Origin of the sequence: Arthrobacter sp. R4 (assembly GCF_051365025.1) — a bacterium.
Classification (GTDB): domain Bacteria; phylum Actinomycetota; class Actinomycetes; order Actinomycetales; family Micrococcaceae; genus Arthrobacter.
Map to the genome: position 1 here is coordinate 113,625 of NZ_JBLWIJ010000008.1, position 22,035 is coordinate 135,659.

General features: G+C 66.2%; 25 protein-coding genes. 14 read left to right on the plus strand and 11 right to left on the minus strand.

Annotated elements, in window-relative coordinates:
• The first annotated feature begins 49 nt into the window (after nucleotides 1-49).
• The 6 genes from ACLKOZ_RS04455 to ACLKOZ_RS04480 are packed head-to-tail and all read left to right on the plus strand — an operon-like array spanning nucleotide 50 to nucleotide 6,148.
• Entirely contained in the window at nucleotides 50-748 is a 699-nt protein-coding gene (locus ACLKOZ_RS04455) for a ThuA domain-containing protein (protein WP_436473115.1), read from the plus strand.
• Nucleotides 733-1,857 carry a Gfo/Idh/MocA family protein gene (locus ACLKOZ_RS04460; RefSeq protein WP_436473117.1) on the plus strand — a complete coding sequence of 375 codons (1,125 nt, stop codon included), beginning with the start codon at nucleotides 733-735 and terminating at the stop codon, nucleotides 1,855-1,857. Before ACLKOZ_RS04455 ends, ACLKOZ_RS04460 begins: the two co-directional genes overlap by 16 nt.
• Nucleotides 1,858-1,859: 2 nt before the next feature.
• Entirely contained in the window at nucleotides 1,860-2,858 is a 999-nt protein-coding gene (locus ACLKOZ_RS04465) for a sugar phosphate isomerase/epimerase family protein (RefSeq protein ID WP_436473119.1), read from the plus strand.
• Nucleotides 2,859-2,904: 46 nt separating this feature from the next.
• On the plus strand, nucleotides 2,905-4,674 hold the full coding sequence (locus ACLKOZ_RS04470) for a dihydroxyacetone kinase family protein (protein WP_436473121.1): 1,770 nt from the start codon (nucleotides 2,905-2,907) through the stop codon (nucleotides 4,672-4,674).
• On the plus strand, nucleotides 4,671-5,159 hold the full coding sequence (locus ACLKOZ_RS04475) for a ribose-5-phosphate isomerase (protein ID WP_436473123.1): 489 nt from the start codon (nucleotides 4,671-4,673) through the stop codon (nucleotides 5,157-5,159). The genes ACLKOZ_RS04470 and ACLKOZ_RS04475 overlap by 4 nt, the downstream gene beginning before the upstream one ends.
• Nucleotides 5,160-5,161: 2 nt before the next feature.
• Entirely contained in the window at nucleotides 5,162-6,148 is a 987-nt protein-coding gene (locus ACLKOZ_RS04480; protein WP_337350626.1) for a 3-hydroxyacyl-CoA dehydrogenase family protein, read from the plus strand.
• A gap of 30 nt (nucleotides 6,149-6,178) precedes the next feature.
• Here ACLKOZ_RS04480 and ACLKOZ_RS04485 read toward each other — a convergent pair whose 3' ends face one another.
• From ACLKOZ_RS04485 to ACLKOZ_RS04495, 3 genes are read right to left on the minus strand one after another with little or no spacing between them, the layout of a single operon-like run.
• Entirely contained in the window at nucleotides 6,179-6,505 is a 327-nt protein-coding gene (locus tag ACLKOZ_RS04485; protein WP_436473126.1) for a LuxR family transcriptional regulator, read from the minus strand.
• Nucleotides 6,506-6,565: 60 nt separating this feature from the next.
• Complete coding sequence (locus ACLKOZ_RS04490; protein ID WP_436473127.1) at nucleotides 6,566-7,228, minus strand: DUF6766 family protein; 663 nt, start codon at nucleotides 7,226-7,228, stop codon at nucleotides 6,566-6,568.
• A 46-nt stretch (nucleotides 7,229-7,274) separates the two neighbouring features.
• Complete coding sequence (locus tag ACLKOZ_RS04495; protein WP_436473129.1) at nucleotides 7,275-7,781, minus strand: DUF6328 family protein; 507 nt, start codon at nucleotides 7,779-7,781, stop codon at nucleotides 7,275-7,277.
• Between the two features lie 219 nt (nucleotides 7,782-8,000).
• Here ACLKOZ_RS04495 and ACLKOZ_RS04500 point away from each other — a divergent pair, with 219 nt between their 5' ends.
• The 4 genes from ACLKOZ_RS04500 to ACLKOZ_RS04515 all read left to right on the plus strand — a co-directional run bounded on the left by ACLKOZ_RS04500 (nucleotide 8,001) and on the right by ACLKOZ_RS04515 (nucleotide 11,319).
• Nucleotides 8,001-8,900, plus strand: coding sequence for an SDR family oxidoreductase (locus ACLKOZ_RS04500; RefSeq protein ID WP_337345389.1), 900 nt, complete (start codon nucleotides 8,001-8,003; stop codon nucleotides 8,898-8,900).
• 49 nt (nucleotides 8,901-8,949) lie between these two features.
• The gene (locus ACLKOZ_RS04505) at nucleotides 8,950-9,456 is read left to right on the plus strand and encodes a hypothetical protein (protein ID WP_436473131.1); all 507 of its coding nucleotides are present in this window, start codon (nucleotides 8,950-8,952) and stop codon (nucleotides 9,454-9,456) included.
• Nucleotides 9,457-9,634: 178 nt separating this feature from the next.
• Nucleotides 9,635-10,453 carry a GAF domain-containing protein gene (locus tag ACLKOZ_RS04510; RefSeq protein WP_436473133.1) on the plus strand — a complete coding sequence of 273 codons (819 nt, stop codon included), beginning with the start codon at nucleotides 9,635-9,637 and terminating at the stop codon, nucleotides 10,451-10,453.
• Nucleotides 10,450-11,319, plus strand: coding sequence for an SGNH/GDSL hydrolase family protein (locus ACLKOZ_RS04515; RefSeq protein WP_337345392.1), 870 nt, complete (start codon nucleotides 10,450-10,452; stop codon nucleotides 11,317-11,319). The genes ACLKOZ_RS04510 and ACLKOZ_RS04515 overlap by 4 nt, the downstream gene beginning before the upstream one ends.
• A 17-nt stretch (nucleotides 11,320-11,336) precedes the next feature.
• Here ACLKOZ_RS04515 and ACLKOZ_RS04520 read toward each other — a convergent pair whose 3' ends face one another.
• A complete protein-coding gene (locus ACLKOZ_RS04520) occupies nucleotides 11,337-12,689 on the minus strand; it encodes a uracil-xanthine permease family protein (RefSeq protein ID WP_337345393.1) in 1,353 nt (450 codons plus the stop codon).
• A gap of 271 nt (nucleotides 12,690-12,960) precedes the next feature.
• Between ACLKOZ_RS04520 and ACLKOZ_RS04525 the strand changes: the two genes are divergently transcribed.
• On the plus strand, nucleotides 12,961-13,566 hold the full coding sequence (locus ACLKOZ_RS04525) for a malonic semialdehyde reductase (protein ID WP_337345394.1): 606 nt from the start codon (nucleotides 12,961-12,963) through the stop codon (nucleotides 13,564-13,566).
• A gap of 29 nt (nucleotides 13,567-13,595) precedes the next feature.
• On the opposite strand, the gene ACLKOZ_RS04530 is transcribed toward ACLKOZ_RS04525, so the two are convergent.
• Nucleotides 13,596-14,018 carry a response regulator transcription factor gene (locus ACLKOZ_RS04530; protein ID WP_337345395.1) on the minus strand — a complete coding sequence of 141 codons (423 nt, stop codon included), beginning with the start codon at nucleotides 14,016-14,018 and terminating at the stop codon, nucleotides 13,596-13,598.
• Between the two features lie 377 nt (nucleotides 14,019-14,395).
• On the opposite strand from ACLKOZ_RS04530, the gene ACLKOZ_RS04535 reads away from it, so the two are divergent.
• The gene (locus ACLKOZ_RS04535; RefSeq protein ID WP_436473137.1) at nucleotides 14,396-15,070 is read left to right on the plus strand and encodes a metal-dependent transcriptional regulator; all 675 of its coding nucleotides are present in this window, start codon (nucleotides 14,396-14,398) and stop codon (nucleotides 15,068-15,070) included.
• Between the two features lie 89 nt (nucleotides 15,071-15,159).
• Here ACLKOZ_RS04535 and pgm read toward each other — a convergent pair whose 3' ends face one another.
• Nucleotides 15,160-16,818, minus strand: coding sequence for a phosphoglucomutase (alpha-D-glucose-1,6-bisphosphate-dependent) (pgm, locus tag ACLKOZ_RS04540; RefSeq protein WP_436473139.1), 1,659 nt, complete (start codon nucleotides 16,816-16,818; stop codon nucleotides 15,160-15,162).
• A gap of 238 nt (nucleotides 16,819-17,056) precedes the next feature.
• On the opposite strand from pgm, the gene ACLKOZ_RS04545 reads away from it, so the two are divergent.
• Complete coding sequence (locus ACLKOZ_RS04545) at nucleotides 17,057-17,947, plus strand: nuclease-related domain-containing protein (RefSeq protein WP_436473141.1); 891 nt, start codon at nucleotides 17,057-17,059, stop codon at nucleotides 17,945-17,947.
• A 71-nt stretch (nucleotides 17,948-18,018) separates the two neighbouring features.
• The gene (locus tag ACLKOZ_RS04550; RefSeq protein WP_436473143.1) at nucleotides 18,019-18,651 is read left to right on the plus strand and encodes a DUF4190 domain-containing protein; all 633 of its coding nucleotides are present in this window, start codon (nucleotides 18,019-18,021) and stop codon (nucleotides 18,649-18,651) included.
• A 19-nt stretch (nucleotides 18,652-18,670) separates the two neighbouring features.
• Here ACLKOZ_RS04550 and ACLKOZ_RS04555 read toward each other — a convergent pair whose 3' ends face one another.
• From ACLKOZ_RS04555 to ACLKOZ_RS04575, 5 genes are all read right to left on the minus strand, one after another.
• Nucleotides 18,671-19,030, minus strand: a complete 360-nt coding sequence (locus tag ACLKOZ_RS04555) for a hypothetical protein (protein ID WP_436473145.1) — start codon at nucleotides 19,028-19,030, stop codon at nucleotides 18,671-18,673.
• A 125-nt stretch (nucleotides 19,031-19,155) separates the two neighbouring features.
• Nucleotides 19,156-19,359, minus strand: a complete 204-nt coding sequence (locus tag ACLKOZ_RS04560; protein ID WP_337345401.1) for a hypothetical protein — start codon at nucleotides 19,357-19,359, stop codon at nucleotides 19,156-19,158.
• A gap of 96 nt (nucleotides 19,360-19,455) precedes the next feature.
• Nucleotides 19,456-19,674: a hypothetical protein gene (locus tag ACLKOZ_RS04565; protein WP_436473147.1), complete on the minus strand. Its 219-nt coding sequence runs from the start codon at nucleotides 19,672-19,674 to the stop codon at nucleotides 19,456-19,458.
• A 152-nt stretch (nucleotides 19,675-19,826) separates the two neighbouring features.
• Nucleotides 19,827-21,275, minus strand: coding sequence for an amidase (locus tag ACLKOZ_RS04570; protein WP_436473149.1), 1,449 nt, complete (start codon nucleotides 21,273-21,275; stop codon nucleotides 19,827-19,829).
• Nucleotides 21,268-22,011 carry a Type 1 glutamine amidotransferase-like domain-containing protein gene (locus ACLKOZ_RS04575; RefSeq protein WP_436473151.1) on the minus strand — a complete coding sequence of 248 codons (744 nt, stop codon included), beginning with the start codon at nucleotides 22,009-22,011 and terminating at the stop codon, nucleotides 21,268-21,270. The genes ACLKOZ_RS04570 and ACLKOZ_RS04575 overlap by 8 nt, the downstream gene beginning before the upstream one ends.
• Nucleotides 22,012-22,035 lie beyond the last annotated feature (24 nt).

The following is a 22,035-nucleotide window of genomic DNA, read 5'->3' on the forward strand; positions in this document are numbered from 1 at the left end:
CCACACTTTTCCGGCCCCGGCCGGCAGCCAAACAAAAGGAAACTCCGACATGACAGAACGCAAGAACGCCCTGGTGGTCCGCGGCGGCTGGGACGGCCACCAGCCGTACGAGGCCACGGAACTCTTCATCCCCTACCTCAAGGACAACGGCTACGACGTCCGCGTCGAGGAATCCCCCAAGGTCTATGCCGACGCCGAGTACATGGCCGGCGTGGACCTGGTCATGCAGTGCATGACCATGACCACCATCGAAAAAGACGAGTTCGCCGGGCTGCGGGCCGCCGTCGAAAACGGCACCGGCCTGGCCGGCTGGCACGGCGGCATCGCCGATTCGTACCGTAACAACTCGGACTACCTGCACCTGATCGGCGGCCAGTTCGCCTGCCACCCCGGCAAGCACCCGGACGAGTGTGTCGGCGAGCAGTCGGACAACTACGTTCCCTACACAGTCAACATGCTTCCGGCGGCCGCGGAGCACCCCATCACCCAGGGCATCTCCGACTTCGACCTTGTCACCGAGCAGTACTGGGTACTCTCCGACGACTACATCGACGTCCTGGCCACCACCACCCAGAAGGTCCGCGAGTGGGACCCGTGGAACCGCGAAGTCACCTCACCGGCCATCTGGACCCGCCAATGGGGCAAAGGCCGCATCTTCGTCGCCACCCCCGGCCACCGGGTCGAAATCCTCCAGGACGCCAACGTCCGCACCATCATCGAAAGGGGCCTGCTGTGGGCAAGCCGTTGAAAGTCGGAATCATTGGCTGCGGAGCCATCATCGCGCAGTACCTGGCGAACTTCCGCAAACTCGGACAGATCGACCTCGTGGCCGTAGCGGACCTGGACCCCGCACGCGCCCAGGCCGTGGCGGATGCCTACGAAGGTGTCCGCGCCATTACCGTCGAGGAACTCCTTGCCGCGGACGACGTCGAACTGGTCCTGAACCTGACCATCCCCGCCGCCCACGCCGAGGTGGCGCTGAAGGCCATCGCCGCCGGAAAGAGCGTGTACGGCGAGAAGCCCCTCGCCGCCACCACTGCCGAGGCAGGCCAGGTGCTGGATGCGGCGCGCGAGGCGGGCGTCGCCGTCGGCTGCGCTCCTGACACAGTACTGGGGACCGGCATCCAGACCGCGCGCAAGGCGATCGATGACGGTCTGATCGGCGCACCTATCTCGGCCTCCGCCACGATGGTGACCCCGGGCCACGAGCGGTGGCACCCGAACCCGGACTTCTACTACCAGCCCGGCGGCGGCCCGCTCCTGGACATGGGCCCGTACTACGTGACCGCCCTGGTCACCTTGCTGGGTCCCGTCGTCTCGGTCATCGGCGCCGCCAGCCATACCCGCAACGAACGCACCATCGGTTCCGGCCCGCGCCTGGGCGAGAAGGTCCCCGTTGCCATCGATTCCCACGTCACGGGCGTCCTGGTCCACGCCTCAGGCGCGCTCTCCACCCTTTTCATGAGCTTCGACGCCGTGAAATCCAAGTCACCGAACATCGAAATCCATGGGGAGCGCGGGTCCCTGGTGGTCCCCGATCCCAACTACTTCGACGGCGACGTCCAGCTGTTTTCCCTCGGGGCCGAGGACTGGGAAACCCTTCCGGTGTCCGCCGGGTACGTTGACTCCGGGCGCGGCTTCGGCATCGCGGACCTGGCGTCCACACCGGCGGGTGCCGAACCCCGCGCGGGCGGCGCCATGGCCTACCACGCCCTTGAGGTCATGGAATCGGTCCTCGAATCAGCCCACAGCGGCGCGGCCGTAGCCATCCGCAGCACCGTGGAACGGCCGGCGGGCGTCGAGCTGACCGTCCTTGCCGAGGATCTGGACAGGCTCCAGACGCAGGAAGCGGTCTAGGGATGGCCTACACCGCCGAAAACTGGCCCATCACCGCGGCCATGCTGCCCTTCCCGGGCACCAGCGCGCAGGGAACCCACATCAACGATGCTGATCCCTCCGCCTGGGCAGAGGTGCTGACCGAGGTCAAGGACGCCGGGTTCGCCAACGCGGACCTGACCGACAGTTGGGTCCGGCCCGGCGACCTCAGCCCGTACCGGCTGGCCGACTTCAGGCAGACGGCACAGGACGTGGGCATCGGCACCCCTGCCATCTCCGCCATCCGCCGCAGCGTCATTGACGGGCGGAACTGGGAATCCAACCTCGCCTACAGCCACCGGACCATTGACGCGGCCGCGGAGTTGGGCTGCGAGGTTGTCTCCTTTGGCCTCCACCAGGCCATCACGCCGGAGCAGCAGAAACAGCTCTGGTTCTGGACGGTTGAAGGCCACAAGGACCCGGAGGGAGATCGGGAAACCTGGGGCAACGCCGTTTCACGCCTCCGGGAACTCGGCCGGCACGCCGCCGAGGTGGGCCTCCTGCTCTCACTCGAAATGTACGAGGACACTTACCTGGGCACCGCAGATTCTTCCGTGCGCCTTGTCCAGGACATTGGGCTCCCCAATGTGGGCCTCAACCCGGACCTTGGCAACCTGATCCGGCTGCACCGGCCGGTGGAGGACTGGCGGGAACTGGTGGCCAAAACCCTGCCGTACGCCAACTTCTGGCACATGAAGAACTACCTCCGCGACGAAGACGTGGCCCGCGACATGTATGTGGCCATGCCGGCCCCCATGGAAAGCGGCCTCATCAACTACCGGGAGGCCTTCAAGATGGCACTGTCCGCCGGTTTCCAGGGGATCCTGTGCACCGAGCACTACGGCGGGGACGGACTGAGTGTTTCGGCCACCAACCAGGACTACCTCCGCCGGCACGTCCTCCCCAAGACCGGCGGATACGCCCTGGGCAGCAGCCAGGTGGCCCAGGGGCGGCAGCAGCCGGCGCAGCCCGCCCGCGTGTAGGCGCGGCATCACGGCGTTTTCAACCCAAGGATTCGATGAGGAAACCATGACCCAGATCTTTGACAACCCCGCCGACTTTGCGCAGGAGGCACTGGACGGCCTCGTGGCAGCCAACCGCGGCTACGTGGCCAGGGTGGACGGCGGCGTGGTCCGCTCCACCGAGGTGCCCGCCGGCCAGGTGGCCGTGGTGGTGGGCGGCGGCTCCGGCCACTACCCGGCCTTCGCCGGCCTGGTGGGGCCAGGCCTCGCCGCAGGCGCCGTGTGCGGCAACATCTTCACGTCGCCATCCGCCGGGCAGGCGTACCGGGTGGCGAAGGCGGCCAACGCAGGCGGCGGCGTGCTGTTCAGCTACGGCAACTACGCCGGGGACGTGATCCATTTCGGCGAGGCGCAGCAGCGGCTCAACGCCGAAGGCATCGAGACCCGCACCGTCCTGGTCACGGATGACATTGCCAGCGCCCCGCTGGACCAGATCGACAAGCGCCGGGGGATCGCCGGTGACCTGACCGTCTTCAAGATCGCCGGCGCAGCAGCCGAAGCGGGACTTGATCTGGACGCCGTCGAACGGCTCGCCGTGCTGGCCAACCACCGCACGCGGTCCCTCGGCGTGGCTTTCGACGGCTGCACCCTGCCTGGCGCTGCCGAACCGCTGTTCCACGTGCCGGCCGGCGGGATGTCGCTCGGGCTGGGCATCCACGGTGAACCCGGGATCTCCGACCATCCCATGCCCACGGCGTCCGAACTGGCCGAACTGCTCGTTTCCGGCCTGCTCCGGGAGAGGCCCGATGATGCCGGGAACCGCGTAGTGGCCATCCTCAACGGCCTCGGCAGGGTGAAGTACGAGGAACTGTTCCTGCTGTTCGGCAAGATTGACAAGCTCCTCACCGCCGCAGGCCTGACCATCGTGGAACCGGAATGCGGCGAACTGGTCACCAGCCTGGACATGTCCGGGCTGTCCCTCACCCTGCTGTGGCTGGATGACGAACTGGAGCGCTTCTGGACAGCCCCGGCCGACACCCCCGGGTACCGCAAGGGCAGCCTGGCACCGCGGTCTCGGCGGGAACTGGCCGCACCGGAACGTGCCCTGGCCGCCGAGGAGGAAGATACGACGGCGGAAGCAGCCGGGCTGGGCCGGCTGGCAGCCGCCGTGCTCGTCCAGGCGAGGGACGCCGTCGTCGTCCATGAACGTGAACTGGGCAGGCTGGATGCCATTGCCGGCGACGGCGACCATGGCGTCGGCATGCGCCGGGGCGTGGACGCCGCGGTGGCAGCGGCCGGTGAAGCTGTTGGCGCGGGACTTTCGGTTCACCGCGTCCTCACTGCGGCGGGCGAAGCGTGGAGCGAACGCGCCGGCGGCACCTCGGGGGCGCTCTGGGGATCCGCCCTGGCGGCGGCCGGGCAGGCCCTGGGCAACAAGGACTCCTACAGCGGAGGGGACGCAGCGGCCGCAGTGACCGCCTTCGCGGACGCCGTCACCACCCTGGGCAAGGCTGATCTGGGCGACAAGACCATGGTGGACGCACTGCTTCCCTTCCGGGACGCCTTCGTGGCCGCGTTCGACGACGGCACGCCAGTGACCGGGGCGCTGACCGCCGCGGTGACCGCAGCCCGGCAGGCGGCCGACGCCACCGCATCCCTGCGCCCGCTGAAGGGAAGGGCGCGGCCGCTGGCCGAAAAGAGCCTGGGCCACCCGGATCCCGGAGCGGTGTCCTTTGCCCTGATCGCCACCCGGGTATCTGATTACTTCGAGTCGCCGCCACGCCTGTCTTCTCCCATGGCGGCCGCTTTGGTGGCCGGAAACGGGGCTCAGGCATGAGCGCCGGTGATGCGGCAGGATGGCGGATCGTCATCGGGAACGACGAGGCCGGCGTCGAGTACAAGGACGCGCTGAAGGCCCTGCTCGAAGCTGACAGCCGCGTTGCGTCCGTTCTGGACGTGGGCGTTGGTGCTGGAGACACCACCGCGTACCCGCACGTCGCCGTCGACGCCGCCCGCAAGGTGGCCCAGGGTGAGGCGGACCGCGCCCTGCTGATCTGCGGCACCGGACTGGGCGTGGCCATCGCGGCCAACAAGGTCCCGGGAATCCGGGCGGTCACGGCCCATGACGGGTACTCGGTGGAGCGCTCGGTGCTGAGCAACAACGCGCAGGTCCTCACCATGGGCCAGCGCGTCATCGGCCTGGAACTGGCCAAGAAACTGGTGGGCGAATGGCTCGGCTACCGGTTTGATGAGACCTCGGCCTCCGCCGCGAAGGTGGACGCCATCTGCTCCTACGAACCCGAATCCACGAAAGCAGTCTGATCATGACTAAAAATTCATCCCACCCAACCAGCACCGGCGGTGCCCGGAAGATCGCCATCGTGGGCTCCGGCTACATGGGAGGCGGGATCGCGCAGGTCCTGGCTCTGGGCGGGGCCCGTGTGGCTCTCTCCGATGTGTCCGCCGAGGTGGCCCAGGGAAACTACGACCGGCTCCTGGTTGAGTCCGACCAGTTCGTGGCCGATGGACTGTTCCCAGAAGGTTCCACCGAGATCCTGAAGCAGAACCTGTGGGCCGCGAAGGACATCGAGGAAGCGGTGGCGGACGCGGACTTCATCGAAGAGGCGGTCCCCGAAATCCTGGCCATCAAGCACCAGACGCTGGCCCGCATCAGTGCAGCGGCCCGGCCGGACGCCATCATCGGCTCCAACACCTCCACCATTTCCATCGCCGAACTGTCCGGGCCGGTCAGCAACCCGGAGCGGTTCCTGGGTGTGCATTTCTCGAACCCGTCGCCCTTCATTCCCGGTGTGGAGATCATCCCGCACGCCGGAACATCCGCCTCCACCGTGGGCGCGGTCCGCGAGCTGGTCCACGCAGCCGGCAAACAGACCGCCGTGGTCAAGGACACCACCGGGTTTGTGCTCAACCGCCTGCAGTATGCGCTGTTCCACGAGGCGGCGCAGCTGGTGGAGCAGGGCATTGCGACGGCGGACGACGTGGACACCCTGGTCCGCACCACCTTCGGCTTCCGGCTGCCGTTCTTCGGCCCGTTCGCCATCGCCGACATGGCCGGCCTGGACGTGTACAACTTCTGCTACAAATCCCTGCAGAAGGAGTTCCCTGAACGGTTCGCCACCCCGAGGATCCTGAGCGACCTGGTGGAGGCCGGAAAGCTTGGCACCAAGACCGGGGCCGGCTTCCTCAACGTCCCCGCGGAGCGTACACCAGAGCTGATCGCCTACCGCAACAAGGCGTATGTGGCCATGCAGAAGCTGCTTGATGAGCTGGGTCCGGCGCCTATTGGATGAAAAGCGAAAGGCCTCTGACCGGAGACGCCGCTAGACGATGGTGGTGTTCCTCCGGCGGCGCCAGATCAGGACCACCACCAGGGTGACCAGGGCGACGGCGCCGATCACCCACGGTGCGTAGTCCACCCGCGTCGCTTCGGCGTCGCCCGTTTCACCCGTTCCCGGGTTGGCTGGACCGGTTGATGCCGGGTCAGTGGGGGATGGACTGACGGTCGAAGCCGGTACGGCTGCCTGCGCCTCAATGGCTTTGGCCTCAATCGCTTGGCTGGCGGTTGGGGCGGCATGGGCTGCCGCGGCCAGCGGTGCGGCGGCCAACAGCGCCAGCGCCACGATGATGGTCCTCAGCATTCTCTGCATGGAACTCTCCTGTCCAGGTCCTGTTCGGGATGGGTGTTTCCAAAGGTCCGAGAGCGCGGCTTACGCCCCGGTCTCGTAATGCGGCTCGGCGACCGGCTTGGATTCCGGGGAGCCCTTCTCGCGGAGGTAGACGGACGTTCCCACCAGGACGGCGACGGCGAGGAATTCGCTTTGCCAGTTCTGGAAGGATTCGAACCAGAACTGGCTGGTTCCCAAGTACTCCAGGACCGTGACGGTGGATTCGCCGTGGCTGAGCTGTTCCTCGTTGTATGCCGACGTGCCGCCCAGCGCGTGCATGGTGAAGGAGAAGACAAAGAGGGCCAGGAGGAGCAGGGACAGCGAGTGCTCGTAGATTTTGAGTACCAGGCCGCCACGCTTCACCGGCCAGGGAGTGGCGTCCTTGATGGTCGCATCGCGCGGGTCCTGGTCCTGCGGCGCCTTCTTGCCCATCGGTTTGGACTCCGAAGAGCCCCTCTGGAACAGGAAGACCGTCAGGATGACGTACATGGCCATCTGCAGGAATTCCGATTCCCAGTTTTCGAAGGTGGCCTCCACGAAGTTTCCAGTGGACAGGTACTCAAGGACGGTCACCGCCTGCTGGCCATGCGCCGCCTGTTCCTCGCTGTAAGCAGCTGCGCCGGACAGGATCATCCCGCCGAAGAACACCACGAATAAGCCGGCGTTGGCCAGCAGCAGCCCGTGCTCTTTGGCCCATGTGCGCATTGTTGCTCCATCTCCCGGGGTTTCCTGACCGTCTGGCTTGCTTGCTTTAGGAGCCTGGCTGGCTTCCCTTGGCACGGTGGTTCAGCCGCAGCGGGACGTAGATCAGCAGCACCAGCAGGACGGCCAGCAGGATTCCGCCGGCAGTCAGGCCCGCTGAGCGGCCCGCAGTGACATCAAATACGAGGGCTGCCGTTCCAACGCTGAGCATGGCAACCCCGGCCAGTGCGATCTTGGTGATGGAATCGGCGCTTGAGACCAGCGTCGCCTTGAGGCGCTGCCGGAACAGCCGGCGGTGCACGCTGACGGGAAGCAGGATAAAGGCAGTGGTGAGCGTGGCAATGACCACGTTGACAAGATAGAGGGTGACTTGGAAATCGTCGAGGTGTTCGAAGCGCTCCTGGAATGGAAGGGTCAAAAGAAAGCCTGCGAGAATCTGGACACCGGTCTGCAGCACGCGGAGCTCTTGCAAGAGTTCGGCCCAGTTGCGGTCCAGTTGCTCCTCCCGGGTCTCGTTGCGGCCTGTGCTTCCGGTGTAGTCCTCCACGTCAGACATGCCTTCTCCCTCTCCGCCCGGTTGCTGCCTCGTCGCAGGGATCCTCCTGCGGCGCCGCGTGCTCCAAAACTAGGCTGAAGTTGCGCCAAGATCAACGTTTGATAAGTTTACTGATTATTCAGCCTGAACGGTGGACTTTGCTTCGCCCAGCGGGATAGTTTCGAAGAACCGGCGCAAGCAGGAGCCCTTCGAAAACCGATTGACGTGAGTAGGTGGACTATGAGCGATACGCAGAAACAGACCGACCCGCCCACCGACCCCAGGGGCGGCTACCACTCCGGGCCCTTCCCGGAGCAGGAACAAAAACAACCCGGCCTCACAGCACCCATGGACCCGCGGCCGGACCACGGCGAGCACAGCTACGAAGGCCATGGCGCACTGGAAGGCAAAGCTGCGCTCATCACCGGCGGCGACTCCGGAATCGGCAAAGCGGCGGCCATTGCCTTCGCCCGTGAGGGGGCCGACGTCGCGATTTCCTACCTCCCGGAGGAGGAGGACGACGCCCAGGACACCGCCGACTGGATCCGGAAAGCTGGCAAGCGCGCCCTGCTGCTGCCCGGCGACGGGCGACAGGAGGAATTCAGCACCCGGATTGTGGAGGATACGGTGGCTGAGTTTGGCGGCCTGGACGTCGTGGTGCTCAACGCGGCATACCAGAAGAACCGCGAGAGTTTCGAGTCGCTTCCCACTGAGGAGTTCGACCGGGTATTCCGGACCAACCTGTACTCGTTGCTCTGGACCGCGCGGGCCGCGGTTCCGCACCTGAAAGCCGGTGCTTCGATCATCACCACCGCCTCCATTCAGGCTTTCAATCCCTCGCCGGGGCTGATCGACTATGCGATGACCAAGGCGGCGCAGGTGGCCTTTACCAAGGCGCTTGCCCAGGAGCTGGGGCCAAAGGGAATCCGCGTGAACGCGGTGGCCCCGGGCCCTATCTGGACGCCGCTGATCCCGGCCACCGAGTGGCCGGACAAACTGCCCAAGTTTGGTCAGGACACCCCCTTGCAGCGCGCGGGCCAGCCCGCCGAACTCGCAGCGGCCTATGTCTTGCTCGCCTCCGACCAGGGGTCCTACATTTCGGGTGCCGTGCTGCCAGTGACCGGCGGCAAGGGGCTATAGCGAAGAAGTTTGCACGTCAGATTCATCCACATCCACAACAGGAGGAACCATGAGTCAGGACAACCAGCCGGAAGAGGAAGTCGGGGGCTACGGCACGCCCACCGCGGAGCAGGAGATGGGCGGTGCCGATAACAAGCAGTTCGCGCAGCCCCGCGAGGAAGAGGACTTCGACGCCGCGGGCCTGAACCAGGACAGCGCCTCGGGAGAAACCTTCCCCACGGGCACGCCCAACCTCGGTCACCTGGCCGAAGAGGACCAGGACAGTGCCGGCGAGCCCGGCGCCGGACGCTTTGGTGGCACGGACGAGCAGTACCACGCCGAAACCGACACCAACGATCCCGGATTCGAGCCCGGGGAGCCGCCGGTACCCCGCGATGCGGACGTGCCCTCCGCGGAGGCCGAGATCAACGAATCCAACGCTGATGAGCAAGGCTCCGAGCCGTTCTCGTCTGAGTCCGGGCAGGAGGCGGCCGGCCTTCCGGACGGAAGCGGGAACGATCTGCCCGCGGACAAGGCGCCAAAGGACGACGACGACGAGAGTTTCGACGCCGGCTAACCTGCCGGTGCCGCCCGGCGTCTGCCTGGGTGCCGTTCGGCTCCGTGCCGGACGGCACCCTTTTCGTGCCGCGCACCAGTTACTTTCGGTCTGGAACCGGCCTGTAGGGCCGTTCGCGGACGTATCCTAGTAACAGGCTTTGAAGTGGGCCGGCTCGTATCGTAGCGAGGCGTGGACCATGGTTGCGGAGACCCCGGGGGATGCAGGTTGGGAGTCACTCCCGGCCTCCCAGGATGTGGTGTTCGACAGCAAGGAAGTGGAGAGCTTCCTTGGTGAGGTCACCCATGAGTTCATGCGGCGCATCGATGGCCACCGCCGCGGCATCAGTTGGGCCGCCACGTTTTTCCGCCACGGGGACGCGCATACCATCGCTGCAGGCAGCGACGTGGCCAGGGCCGCAGACCAGGAGCAATGCTCGTTCGAGGACGGACCGGGTCTGGAGGCCATACGTTCAGGCGAATTTGTCCACCTGGCCGACACCGCGCGGGACAGGAGATGGCCAGGCTACGCCGCCGCCGCTGCTGACCACGGCGTCAGGTCCCTGCTCTGCATGCCGATCGTATCCACGGCGGGATCCAGCGCAGCGATCAACCTTTACGCCTCCACACCGCATGCCTTCACCAGCGAGGACATCGTCCTGACGCGCGCGTACGCACGGGAAGTAGCCAGGGCGCTTCGCGTGGTGCTGCGGGTAGCCGAACGCGCGGAGGCCAGTGCCGAACTTGCCGTAGCCCAAAGCTCCATGGTGCTGATGGACCTCGCCATCAGCGCCCTGATGGCCGACTACGGGCTCAGCCGTGAAGTAGCGCTCCAGTACCTCCGAACCGTCGCGAAGCACAACAATCAGGGGCTTCGCGACGCTGCCTTGAATATTGTGGCGGCCTCGCGCCGGGACCCGGTAACCCCGGGCCTGGACGATGCAGGCTTCGCCGGACTCGTGGCAGTGGAATCACCGGCCCGCAAAAAGGGGCCTTACAAGACAGGGAGTTCGGCATGAACGTCTGGAAGCAGGAACGGCCATCCCGGGATGGCCCTGCGGACCCTGCACCGCATCCTTGGCACCGGTTCGTCGCGCTCGGGGACTCGTTCACCGAGGGAGTGGGGGACCCTGAACCGCTCAGTGAAGGAGGGCTGCGCGGCTGGGCAGACCGCGTGGCCGAAGAACTCAGCACCAACCAGCCGGATTTCGCCTACGCCAACCTAGCCGTCAGGGGCCTGTTGGTGCAGCAGATCCTCGACCAGCAGGTGGAACCTGCCCTGGCTCTAAAACCGGACCTGGTGACGCTGTCCGCCGGCGGCAACGACATCGTCTTCCGGCGGAGTGACCCTGACCGGCTGGCGGAAAAAATCGACGACGGCGTTGGCCAGTTGGCCAGATCCGGCGCCACAGTGGTCCTCTTCGCCGGACCGGACTGGGGAGCCACTCCGGTTTTCGGGCAGATCCGGGGGAAAGTGGCGATCTTCAATGAAAATCTCCATGCCGTAGCCGCCCGCCACGATGCCGTGATGGTGGATCTGTGGTTCCTCCGTGAGCTCTCAAATCCGGGGATGTGGGATCCTGACCGGCTGCACTTTTCTCCGCTGGGGCACCACACCATCGCGGCGGCTGTGCTGAATGCCCTGGGTGTCCCGCACACCCTGATGCCGCTGCAGCCCAAGCAGCTGCCGCCGCGCAGCTGGCGCCAGGCCAGGGCGGAGGACCTTATCTGGGCACGCGAGTACCTGGTTCCGTGGGTGCTCAGGCAACTCAGGCCGCACACGGCTGAAGACGAAGGGCTGCACGCCAAACGGCCCGAACCCGGCCCGGTCTTTGGCATCGGCAGCCCGCCGGGACCGTTCATCGGCGGGAGCAGCGCCGCCTGACTGGAGCCTTGCCTGGGTCAGCGCTTCTTCGGTGCCCGCTTGGCCGCCGCATTGACCGCTGCTTTGACGGCCGGCGGCAGCCCTGACTGCTCCGTTTCCGGTTCCGCTGCCGTTCCCCTGGCCTTCGCGATCGCCTTCATGCCGTGGTAGATCACCAGGGCTGCTGCCGAGCCCAGCGCAATACCCGTGAACTTCAGCTCCCCGATGGTCCAGGTGTAATCGGCAATGCCGATGATCAGGGCCACGGCGGCCGTAGTCAGGTTCACGGGGTTGGAGAAGTTCACCTTGTTCTGTACCCAAATCTTGACGCCCAGGATACCGATCATCCCGTACAGCATGGTGGCAGCACCGCCCAGTACCCCGGGCGGCACCGTGGCGATCAGTTCGCCGAACTTTGGCGAGAAGCTGAGGACGATGGCGAAGGCCCCGGCAACCCAGTACGCCGCCGTCGAATAGACCTTCGTGGCGGCCATAACGCCGATGTTCTCTGCGTAGGTGGTGGTGCCGGATCCGCCACCAAGGCCGGCCAGGACAGTGGCCGCACCGTCGGCCATCAGCGCGCGGCCGGAGACGCCGTCGAGGTTCTGGCCCGTCATGGCTGCCACGGACTTCACGTGGCCGATGTTCTCAGCCACGAGTACCAGCACCACAGGAACAAAGAGGCCCAGGACGCCGAAGTGGAATTCCGGCGTCTGGAACTGCGGCAGGCCAACCCAGGCGGCGGCGTCCATCTTTTCGTAGTTCACTTCGCCGCGCAGCATGGCTACCAGGTAGCCCACCACAACGCCCACCAGGATGCTGAGCCGTCCAATAATTCCGCGGAAAAGGACACTGACCAGGATGATAGTGGCCAGTGTGATGACGGCGGTGATGGGGGCGGCATCGAAGTTCATTTTGGCGGCGGGGGCGAGGTTCAGGCCGATCAGCGCCACGATGGCACCGGTGACGATCGGCGGCATCAGCCGGTTGATCCACCCCGCGCCAAACTTCTGCACAATCGCACCGATCAGGGCCAGTGCGACGCCGGCAAGCACCACTCCGCCCAGCGCGCCGGGCACGCCGAACTGCTGCTGGGACGCCATGATGGGGGCGATGAAGGCGAAGCTGGAGCCGAGGTAGCTGGGCACACGGCCCTTGGTGATGACCAGGAACAGCAGCGTGCCGATGCCGGAGAAGAACAGGGTGGTGGCCGGCGGCATGCCCGTGATGATGGGGACCAGGAACGTGGCCCCGAACATGGCCACCACATGCTGCATCCCCACCCCGATGGTCAAGGGCCACGCCAGCCGCTCATCGGGGCCAACTACGTGGCCGGGCCGGATCGACTTGCCTGTGCCGTGGAGCTTCCATTTCATTCCAAGCATGCTCATGGCGTGGGCCTTTCAAAGGGGGTTGCCGCAAGGTGGCAGGGATCTTCCGCTGCAAGAATACCGCGCTGCCTTCGGTTCCTAAGCGTGTCCGCGGTTCCTTGCCGTCAACGTCAGGATCTTCGAACAACCCTTGGTTCCGGGCCCGCATGCCCTCCTGTGTGCAACGTCACGTGGGGTCACGGGAAGAGGACCCAATCGCTTGAAGTTGCAACCATAGGAAGAGGAACAGACAGCCGCCGTCCGGCGAGGCTGCGCAGCGAAAGGTAAGCCAATGACTATTGCCCACGAAGAAGCGGCCATCGATTCGGCCGCCGTCGACGCCATCTTTGCCGAGGCCCGCACAGCCAACTCCTTCACCGGTGAGGTGACCGAGGACCAGGCCCGCGCCATTTATGAGCTCACCAAGTTCGGCCCCACCGCCTTCAACTCACAGCCGCTGCGCGTCACCTACGTCCGCTCCGATGAAGCCCGCGCCAAGCTCGTGGATGCGCTGTCCAACGGCAACAAGGCCAAGACCGCTTCCGCGCCGCTTGTGGCGATCCTCAGCTATGACACCGACTGGGCCGGCCAGTGGGATAACTTCCTCCCCGGCTACAACGCGCCCAAGGCCATGTACGACGCCTCACCGGAGCTTGCAGCTTCCACCGGCAACAACAACGCCCACCTCCAGGCAGGCTACTTCATCCTGGCCGTCCGCTCGCTTGGTTTCGCAGCCGGACCCATGACCGGAGCGGATTTCGGCGCCATCGACGCCGCTTTCTTCCCTGCCGGCGACCAGAAGAGCTTCCTGGTGGTCAATATCGGGCAGCCCGGTGAGGGCGCCTGGGGTGCCGCGAAGCCCAAGTTCAGCTACGACGACGTCGTCCGCACCGTCTAGCAGTCCGGGCGGCGACGCAAGAGGTACTTTTAGGTGCGTCGCTTCGCCAGTTCCCCCTGGTCGCCCGTGATTACCAGGGCGCCTGCGGGGTCAGGGCAGAGCTGGTTGGCGACATCCCGAAGTTCCTGGGCCCGGAAGGGCTTGGTCAGGTAGGCGGCGGCGCCCGAGGCCATTCCTGCAAGCAGGTCATCGTTCTCCGCCCGGGCAGTGATGAACAGCATCGGCGCGGAGCTCAGCGCCCGAACTGCCCGTGCCACGACGTGGCCGTCCATGTCCGGCAGCCCCAGGTCCAGGGTGATGAGGGAGACGGCCGGATCTGCTGCCCCGGCGATGCCTTCAGTGCCGGTGGCCACCGAACGGATCTCAAAACCGGCGCGTTTCAGCACCATCCCGATCAATCCGCGGATGTCGTCATTGTCCTCAATGACAAGACAGATGCGTCGTTTTTCCATGGAAGCCCCCCGGCCGTTGCTACGACAAGTATAGGGGCGCCAAGTTTCCCCAGGACGGGTACATCGCCGCAGACTAGGCCCGTGATGTGGGGTTACGCCTGGACCAGCAGGCCGGTGGCGAACATTACCGCCGCGTGCCGATGCCAAGCAGGAGGCAGAGAGTGACGGCTGGTAGGCCGTAGCCCCGAGGAGTGCCCCGGCGATGGCGGGCGCGCCGGCGATCAGTCCCAGCACAGCTAGCCGGAACAGGCCCGGTGGCTGCTTCGCCAACGGCGTGACGATTGCCAGGCCCTCGGTGGTGTTGTGGATGCTTCATTGCCAAAACAAATTTGTTCGGTGAGCCTAACATTCGGCTGCGGGTTGATACCATGGGCGTCATGCCGGTCTCTGATTTATCCTCCGCCGCCCAGGACTACCTGAAGTTGATTTGGTCAGCAACGGAGTGGTCCCCGGCCCCGATCACCGTCAGCGTGATGGCCGAACGGCTCGGTGTGCGGCCCTCCACCGTGTCGGACGGGATCAAGAGGCTGGCCGGACAGGGGTTGGTGACGCACGCGCCCTACGGCAGTATCGAGCTCACTGACGCCGGGCGGGCACATGCCGTCGCGATGGTCCGCCGGCACCGCCTCCTCGAGACGTTCCTGGTGGACGTGCTGGGGTACAGCTGGGATGAGGTCCACGATGAAGCAGAGGTCCTCGAGCACGCCGTCTCAGACAAGCTGATTGAGCGGATGGACCGAAAGCTTGGCCATCCCACCCGGGATCCGCACGGCGACCCCATCCCCGGCGCCGACGGCCGGCCCAGCCTGCCCGAGGGGACCCGGCTCACAGCAACCGCCGCGGGGGACACGGTGGCCATCACGCGCATTTCGGATGCGGATCCGCAGATGCTGCGTTACTTCACCGAGCTGGGCCTCGCACCGGATACCAGGCTCACCGTCAGGGAGCACCGCCCCTATGCTGACGTGACCACCGTCCGGGTGCACGAACCCGAGCGGGACATCGACCTGGGGGCCTCGGCTTCTGACGCGATCTGGGTGGTGGCAGTCTAAGGCCGGCCCGCCACACATCGCCGGCCGGCTCCCGCTGCCGAGCCACGTAGTCTACGCAGCCACGCAATGCACGCAGCCTCGACAGTCCGCTAGGCGATGACGCCGTCCACCAGGGCCTTGGCCTCTGCCTGGACCTGCTTGAGGTGTTCCTCGCCCTTGAAGGACTCGGCGTAGATCTTGTAAACGTCCTCGGTCCCGGAGGGGCGGGCGGCGAACCAGGCGTTCTCGGTGACCACTTTCAGCCCGCCGATGGACGCACCGTTGCCAGGCGCCTCGGTCAGTTTGGCAATGATGGCTTCGCCGGCCAGCTCGGTTGCCGTGACGTCCGACGGCGACAACTTGCCCAGTGCCGCCTTCTGCTCCCGTGTGGCTGCGGCATCGATGCGCGCGTAGACCGGGGCGCCGAACTGGTCCGTTAGCCCTTTGTAGAGCTGGGACGGGGACTTGCCAGTGACCGCGGTGATCTCCGAGGCGAGCAGCGCCAGCAGGATGCCGTCCTTATCGGTGGTCCAGACACTGCCGTCCTTCTTGTTAAAGGAAGCGCCGGCCGATTCCTCGCCGCCGAATGCGCCTTCTCCGGACAGCAGGCCGGGCACAAACCACTTGAAGCCCACGGGAACTTCCACCAGCTTGCGGCCCAGGCTCTCGGCCACGCGGTCGATGATGGAGGAAGAGACCAGCGTCTTGCCCACCACCGAGTCCGGGTTCCAGCCGCTGCGGTTGCGGTAGAGGTAATCGATGGCGACGGCGAGGTAATGGTTCGGGTTCATCAGCCCGCCATCGGGGGTCACGATGCCGTGGCGGTCGGCGTCGGCGTCATTGCCGGTCGCGACGTCGAAGGCGGCGGCAGCACCGCCGTCGGACATCCGCTTGATCAGCGAGGCCATCGCGGACGGTGACGAGCAGTCCATCCGGATTTTTTCATCCCAATCGAGGGTCATAAAGGCCCACTGCGGGTCCACGGTGGGGTTCACTACGGTGAGGTTCAGGTGGTGGCGCTCGCCGATTTCGCCCCAGTAGTCCACTGCGGCACCGCCCATGGGGTCCGCGCCGATGCGGACGCCGGCGTCGCGGATGGCGTCCAGGTTCAGCACCGACGGGAGGTCGTCAACGTAGCTGCTGAGGAAGTCGAATTTTCCTGTGCTGTCCGCGGCGAGGGCGTCAGCCAGCGGGATGCGCTTCACGCCCCGGAGGTCATTTTCGAGCAGTTCGTTGGCCCGGTTGGCGATCCAGCCCGTGGCGTCGGAGTCGGCGGGTCCGCCGTGCGGAGGGTTGTACTTGAAGCCGCCGTCGGCCGGGGGATTGTGGCTGGGCGTGACCACGATGCCATCGGCCTCGGGCGCCCCGGGCAGCCGGGCCTTGTTGTAGGTCAGGATGGCGTGGCTCAGGGCGGGTGTGGGCGTGTAGCCGTGGCGGGCGTCGATCAGGACGTGGACGCCGTTGGCGGCCAGCACCTCAAGCGCCGAGTTCTGCGCCGGCTCGCTCAGGGCGTGGGTGTCCTTGGCCAGGAAGAGGGGGCCGGTAATGCCCTGACCCGCGCGGTACTCCACGATGGCCTGCGTAATGGCGACGATGTGCTTTTCGTTGAACGATGCCTTGAGGCTCGAACCCCGGTGCCCGGAGGTGCCGAACGCCACGCGCTGGCCGGGGTCCCCCAGGTCCGGTGTGATGTCGTAATACGCGTCAAGGAGCGCAGTGATGTCAACAAGGTCCTGGGGTTGGGCAACTGTGCCCGCGCGGCTAGCCATGGCACCAGCATGCCAGACGGGGGCTGGAGTCCAAACGCCGGGTCCAAAATCCGGCCCCTATGACGAAAGAAAATCTGCTGCGACGGATGCGAAGCAAGTAGTCAGCCTGAGTACACAGGCCTAAAAGTACTTATATACCGGCCACCCGCGACGCTGTTACTTTCAAAAAACTCGTAAGGACAAGGACGACGGCGGGACTCACCGCAGCGTCGGGTGGCGGAAGAGTGGGGGAACGGTCATGGCGGCAGGCGAAGGCGCAGCCGAGCAGTCCAGGCTGGCTGCGGAACGGGTGGCACGGCTCAGGCGCCAGCTCGACCAGGCGGAGCGGCAAACCAAATCCTGGGACGCGGGGGCGGTGGGGGAAAGGATCATCGCCGACAGGCTGAGCCAGCTGATCCCGCACGGCTGGTACGTGCTCCATGACGTGCACTGGCCCGGGCGGCCCAAGGCCAACCTGGACCATGTGCTCGTGGGCCCGGGCGGCATCGTGGTGGTGGATGCCAAGAACTGGACCGGCGAGGTGCGGGTTTCGTCGGGCGTTCTTTGGCAGGGACGCTATTCACGGACGCAATCCGTGGAGGGCGCGCTGGCCCAGTGCGCGGCCGTGGCCTCCGTGCTGGCGCCTCCGCACAGGCGGCTGGTCCGGTCACTGATCTGCATGGCTGCACAGCCTCACCTCTTCGGGGTCACAAGCTCAGACGTGGCAGTGGCCGGGGTGGATCACGTTGTTGCGGCGGTTAGGGCCCTCCCAACCGTCCTGGACCAGCAGACCGTAGTCGGCCTCTACGCGCACTTGGGGCAGATGCTTACTCAGGAGCAGGCCGAAAGTGCGCTGTTGGGGATGAGCGCGGCGGCTGTCACCAGGTCAGCGAGTGCGGCGTCAGCTGATGGGCGCGCCGGGACGGGACCGGAAGAGACGGGCCGGGTTCACCCAGGCCGGGTTCAGTCAGGCAGGACCGCGCTACGTCGGCCTGTGGCCGCCGGCCATGGCGGCAGGGGAATCATGACGCGGACGGGCGGACGCAAGGCCAGGGCACACGATCACGCTGCCGGCAGCACGGCCAGGCTCGTCCTCCTCGGCGCCTTTGTGATCTTTGCCGTGTATGTCCTGCCTTTTTGGGGCTGGTAGTCCCGTCAGCCGGTAGTCCCGCCATAGTGTCGGCGGTAGGCTGGGACCAAAGACTTTTGAGGGGGAAAATCATGAGTGACCAGCCAACGCCGCGCCCGGATTCACAGGGGTCCGGCACCCACGGTTCGGGAGATTCGCCGGCGGGCTACGAGCCACCGCAATTTGTGCCGCCGCAGGGCACGGAGATCCCCGCCCCACCCGTTTATGGCCAGAACCAGTTCGGCCAGACCCAGTATGGTGCGGGCCAGTACGGGCATTCCCAGTCCGAGCCGCCGCAGTTTGGCCAGAACCAATACAGCGCCGGCCAATATGGCCAGCCCGGCGGGCAATTCGGTGGATCGTACTCGCAGCCGGCCGACCCGTATGGCCAGCCGTCCGGTGTCTACGGCCAGCCTTCCAGCCCCTACGCTCAGTCCAATCCGTACGGGCAGCCCGCTTACTACGGCGCGCCGGCCGAGCCCAAGGGGCTGAGCATCGCCAGCATGGTGTGCGGAATCGCCTCGGTCATCCTCGGGTGGTTCCTGCTGCCACAGGTCGCTGCGATCATCACCGGCCACCTGGCGCTCAAGCGTGAACCCTCCAGCAAGGGCCTGTCCATCACCGGGCTGGTCCTGGGCTACCTCTGCCTGCTGGGATACGGCGGCTTCTGGTTGCTGGTCGCCGTGTTCGGGGCCATGTACAGCACGTCCGGGTATTCTTACTGACCCACCGGTCCAGCGCGGCCTAGGTCGTGGCGATCCGCTTCGCCTGCTCGCTTTCCGCAGCGCTCAGCACCCCTGCGTGGCTGTCCCGCAGGGACCAGTTCGTCCTTACCCTGTCCGGACCGGTGAGGGAGCCCGAAGCCAGGGCCTTATCTATCCGGCGGCGAACTTCGGCTTCCCGCGCCGGTTCAACGGCGAAGACGATCCGCAGGTCCACCGCGGCACCGTTCCGCTCAGGGCTGGTGTGGTGCGGGGCCAGCGGACAGGGCGGTTCGTGGCTCCAGCTTCCGCACAATTCCAGGGTGACGGCGGCGCCCGGTGCTCCAGGGTCGGCGTCGGGGTCCATCCGAACTGAAGCCGCGTGCACGAAGTGTCCCAGCATGCAGCCATTCTCCCAGCAGGATGAAGCTTCCGGATGGACGATGCCCGCCTGATTCTAAGGTGAGCGCCCAGCGGAAAGGCCTCCCGGGGGAGGCCTTTCTTCTGGGAGTTCCGGCCCAGCGGGGGTCAGACTCTCTCGTGCGTGCGGTCAGCAACCGGTTCTTCAGCTGCGGGTGTCTTCCGGCGAAGCGGGAAGGCCCAGAACTTGAAGTCCTGCGCCGTGTAGTGCGGCTCGGGACGGTCCGGCGGTGTTTCCTGGCGCGCTTCGGGCTTCCGGTCGGCTTCCTTCTTATAGCCCCACCCGAAGTCCTTGCTCGATGAATAGCACATCACAGACCTCCTCATAGTGACTGCCCTTTAATCGTCCTCCGGTCGCAGCCATCAGTCGACCCCCTATCCACGGCTATTCCACTCCGTGGCTGGGGCTCAGCCGCGGAGGATGTCGTCTGCCTCCTGGGGTTTGTGGAACTCGCAGGGTCCGTGATGCCGGAGCGGCAGCAGGCAGGTCCGGCCGGTCGCCAAGTGGACGTTGGCGCAACGGCCAGCGCGGGCCAGGTCTTCCCGGACATTGACATTGCTCAGGTCCGACCTGAGCGCCCCCGTATCCCCAGCGCCGGTGAATGGGTGCTCAGCGTTCATGTCCATTGCAGCTCCTCTTTGAGTGCTTGCCGTCGGCGATCGCCGCTGATGTGAGACCTACCCTTTATTCTGCTCCTGCCCGGTTACCAATGGGTTACGGGGGCGTCAGTTTTTTTGGGAAGTTAGGGCGGAGCATCGCAAAGCTTGGTGCTTCGCCCTTAGAACCCCAGCTGTGCCGCCACCTGAAGGAGCAGCCGTTCGGAGCCCGCGGGCCCCACCAGTTGGATGCCCATCGGCAGGCTCTGACCGGCGCCGCCGCCTGTCCAGTACACGGGTATGGTGATGGCCGGCAATCCGCAGACGTTGACCATGGAGGACCATGGCGCGTATTCGCACTGTTTGCGGTAGTCGCCGTCGGCGTCGCCGGCCCATTCGGCGGAAGGCCAGCGGTCATCGCCGTGGGCGGCACCGGTGAACCAGCCCACGGGACGGGGAGTTTGCGCGAGCGTGGGCATCAGCATCAGGTCCCACTGCCCGTACTGGGCGACGGTGTCGCGTTCGAATTGCCGCAGGAATGCCAGGGCCTCATTGAGCTTGGCGGCACTGCGCTGCTGCGCCCGCCGCCGGAACGTCCGCGTCAGCGGGGCCAGCAGCGCCTCGCGGTGCGGGCTGATCCTGGCGGTGCCGACGGCGGCGGTCCAGACAGTGGTGAACGCGCCGGGGTAGCGGTTGTCGTACCGGACGGCTGCTTCGGTAACCCGGTGGCCGGCACGCTCCAGGAGTTCCATGCCCACCCGAAGGGCGTCGAGGGCATTGGGTTCGGGGGTGAACGGAAAGGTAGTGGACCAGGGACTGTCCAAGGTCATGCCAATTCGCAGCGGGCGTGGCTCGTGCGTAACAGAGCCGAGGTAAGTATCTCCGGGCGTGGCCGCCAGCGCATCCATCAGCAACGCTGCGTCCGCGGCGCTGCGTGCCAGCGGACCGGCCGCCACCAGCCGCGCCGGATCACCGGAACTCTCCCCGGCAGCTACCACTCCACGGCCCGGTTTGAGGCCCACCAGTCCGCATGCCGCGGCTGGTATGCGGACTGAACCGCCGCCGTCGGACCCGGGGGCAAACGGAAGCAGCCCCGCGGCAACCGCGGCGGCGCTGCCTCCGGAGGAACCGCCGGAACTCCGGCTGGGGGCGTGCGGATTGCGCGACGGCGGGGCGATGCGGTTTTCGCTGTACGCGGTCAGGCCGAATTCGGGAACCTGGGTCTTGCCCAGCGATACGACGCCGGCCGCCTTGAGTGTGGTGACCAGGGCTGCGTCAGCCACTGCGGGTTTGTGGTCCAGGGCGGCGCTGCCGTGGGTGGTCACCACTCCCGCGACGTCAGTCAGGTCCTTGAACGCGACCGGCACGCCGTGGAGCAGGGGCAACCCTTCACCGGCCCCTGCCCCGGACGCCGACGCCGACGGACCGCGCCGGAGCCGCGCGAATGTTGCATCGGCGGCATCGGCATCGGCCAGGGCCTGCTCGGCAGTGATGTTGATGAAGGCACCCAGGAGCCGGTTGCCTGATTCGATCCGGGCCAGGTAATGAGCAGCTGTTTCCCGGGCCGAGAGTTCACCGGACCGCAGGCTGTCCCGCAGCTGGACGGCGGACAGCTCGTGGATTTCAGCCAAGGAAACGTGGCTCCAGGCGCTTCTCGGAAGCGGCCTTGGCGCCAGAGGCGTCAGTCTCAGCAGTGACGATGTACGCGCCTTTGCCGCGGACTTCGGTTACCGCCTCCACCAGTTCCGTTCCGTGATAGACCAGGCCCACGCCGTCGTCAGTGCAGTGCGTTTCCCCCAGGGTCCCATCAGCCACGAGGCGGTGGACCAGCGGCCGCCGCCTTTCCTCGGAGTCGTAATGCACGCCGTTGGCGAACGGCAGGAAGGCCAGTCCGTTGCTGACGGCACGCAGCTCCGGTCCAAAGGAGTCGGTGGTGCCGCCCCGGTACCAGCAGATGGATCCGGCCGAAACGCCCGCCAGCACCACGCCGTGCTGCCACACCCGGTGGAGGATGCTGTCCAGCCCGTGTGCGCGCCAGACAGCCAGCAGATTCACTACGGAGCCCCCGCCCACCCACACCACGTCCTGCTCGAGGAGGTGCGCCTCCGGATCCGGGTGGTTGGGCATGGTGAAGAGATTCAGGTGGCTGAAGTCGAAGCCCGCAACCCGCGCGGCCTCGTCGATTTCCGCGCTGAACCAGCGTTGGTCCCCTGAAGCCGTGCCCAGGTACGTCACTCGCGGTGCCCGCCCGCTGACCCCGGAAAGATCGGAGGCGTGATGGATCAGGCGGGCAAATTCCAAGCGGGTCCGGACTCCGGGTTTGAAGCCTCCAGAGGTGGCCAGGATGGTGGGCTGTTCAGCGGGCAAGGATCCTCCTACGGGTCAGCAACA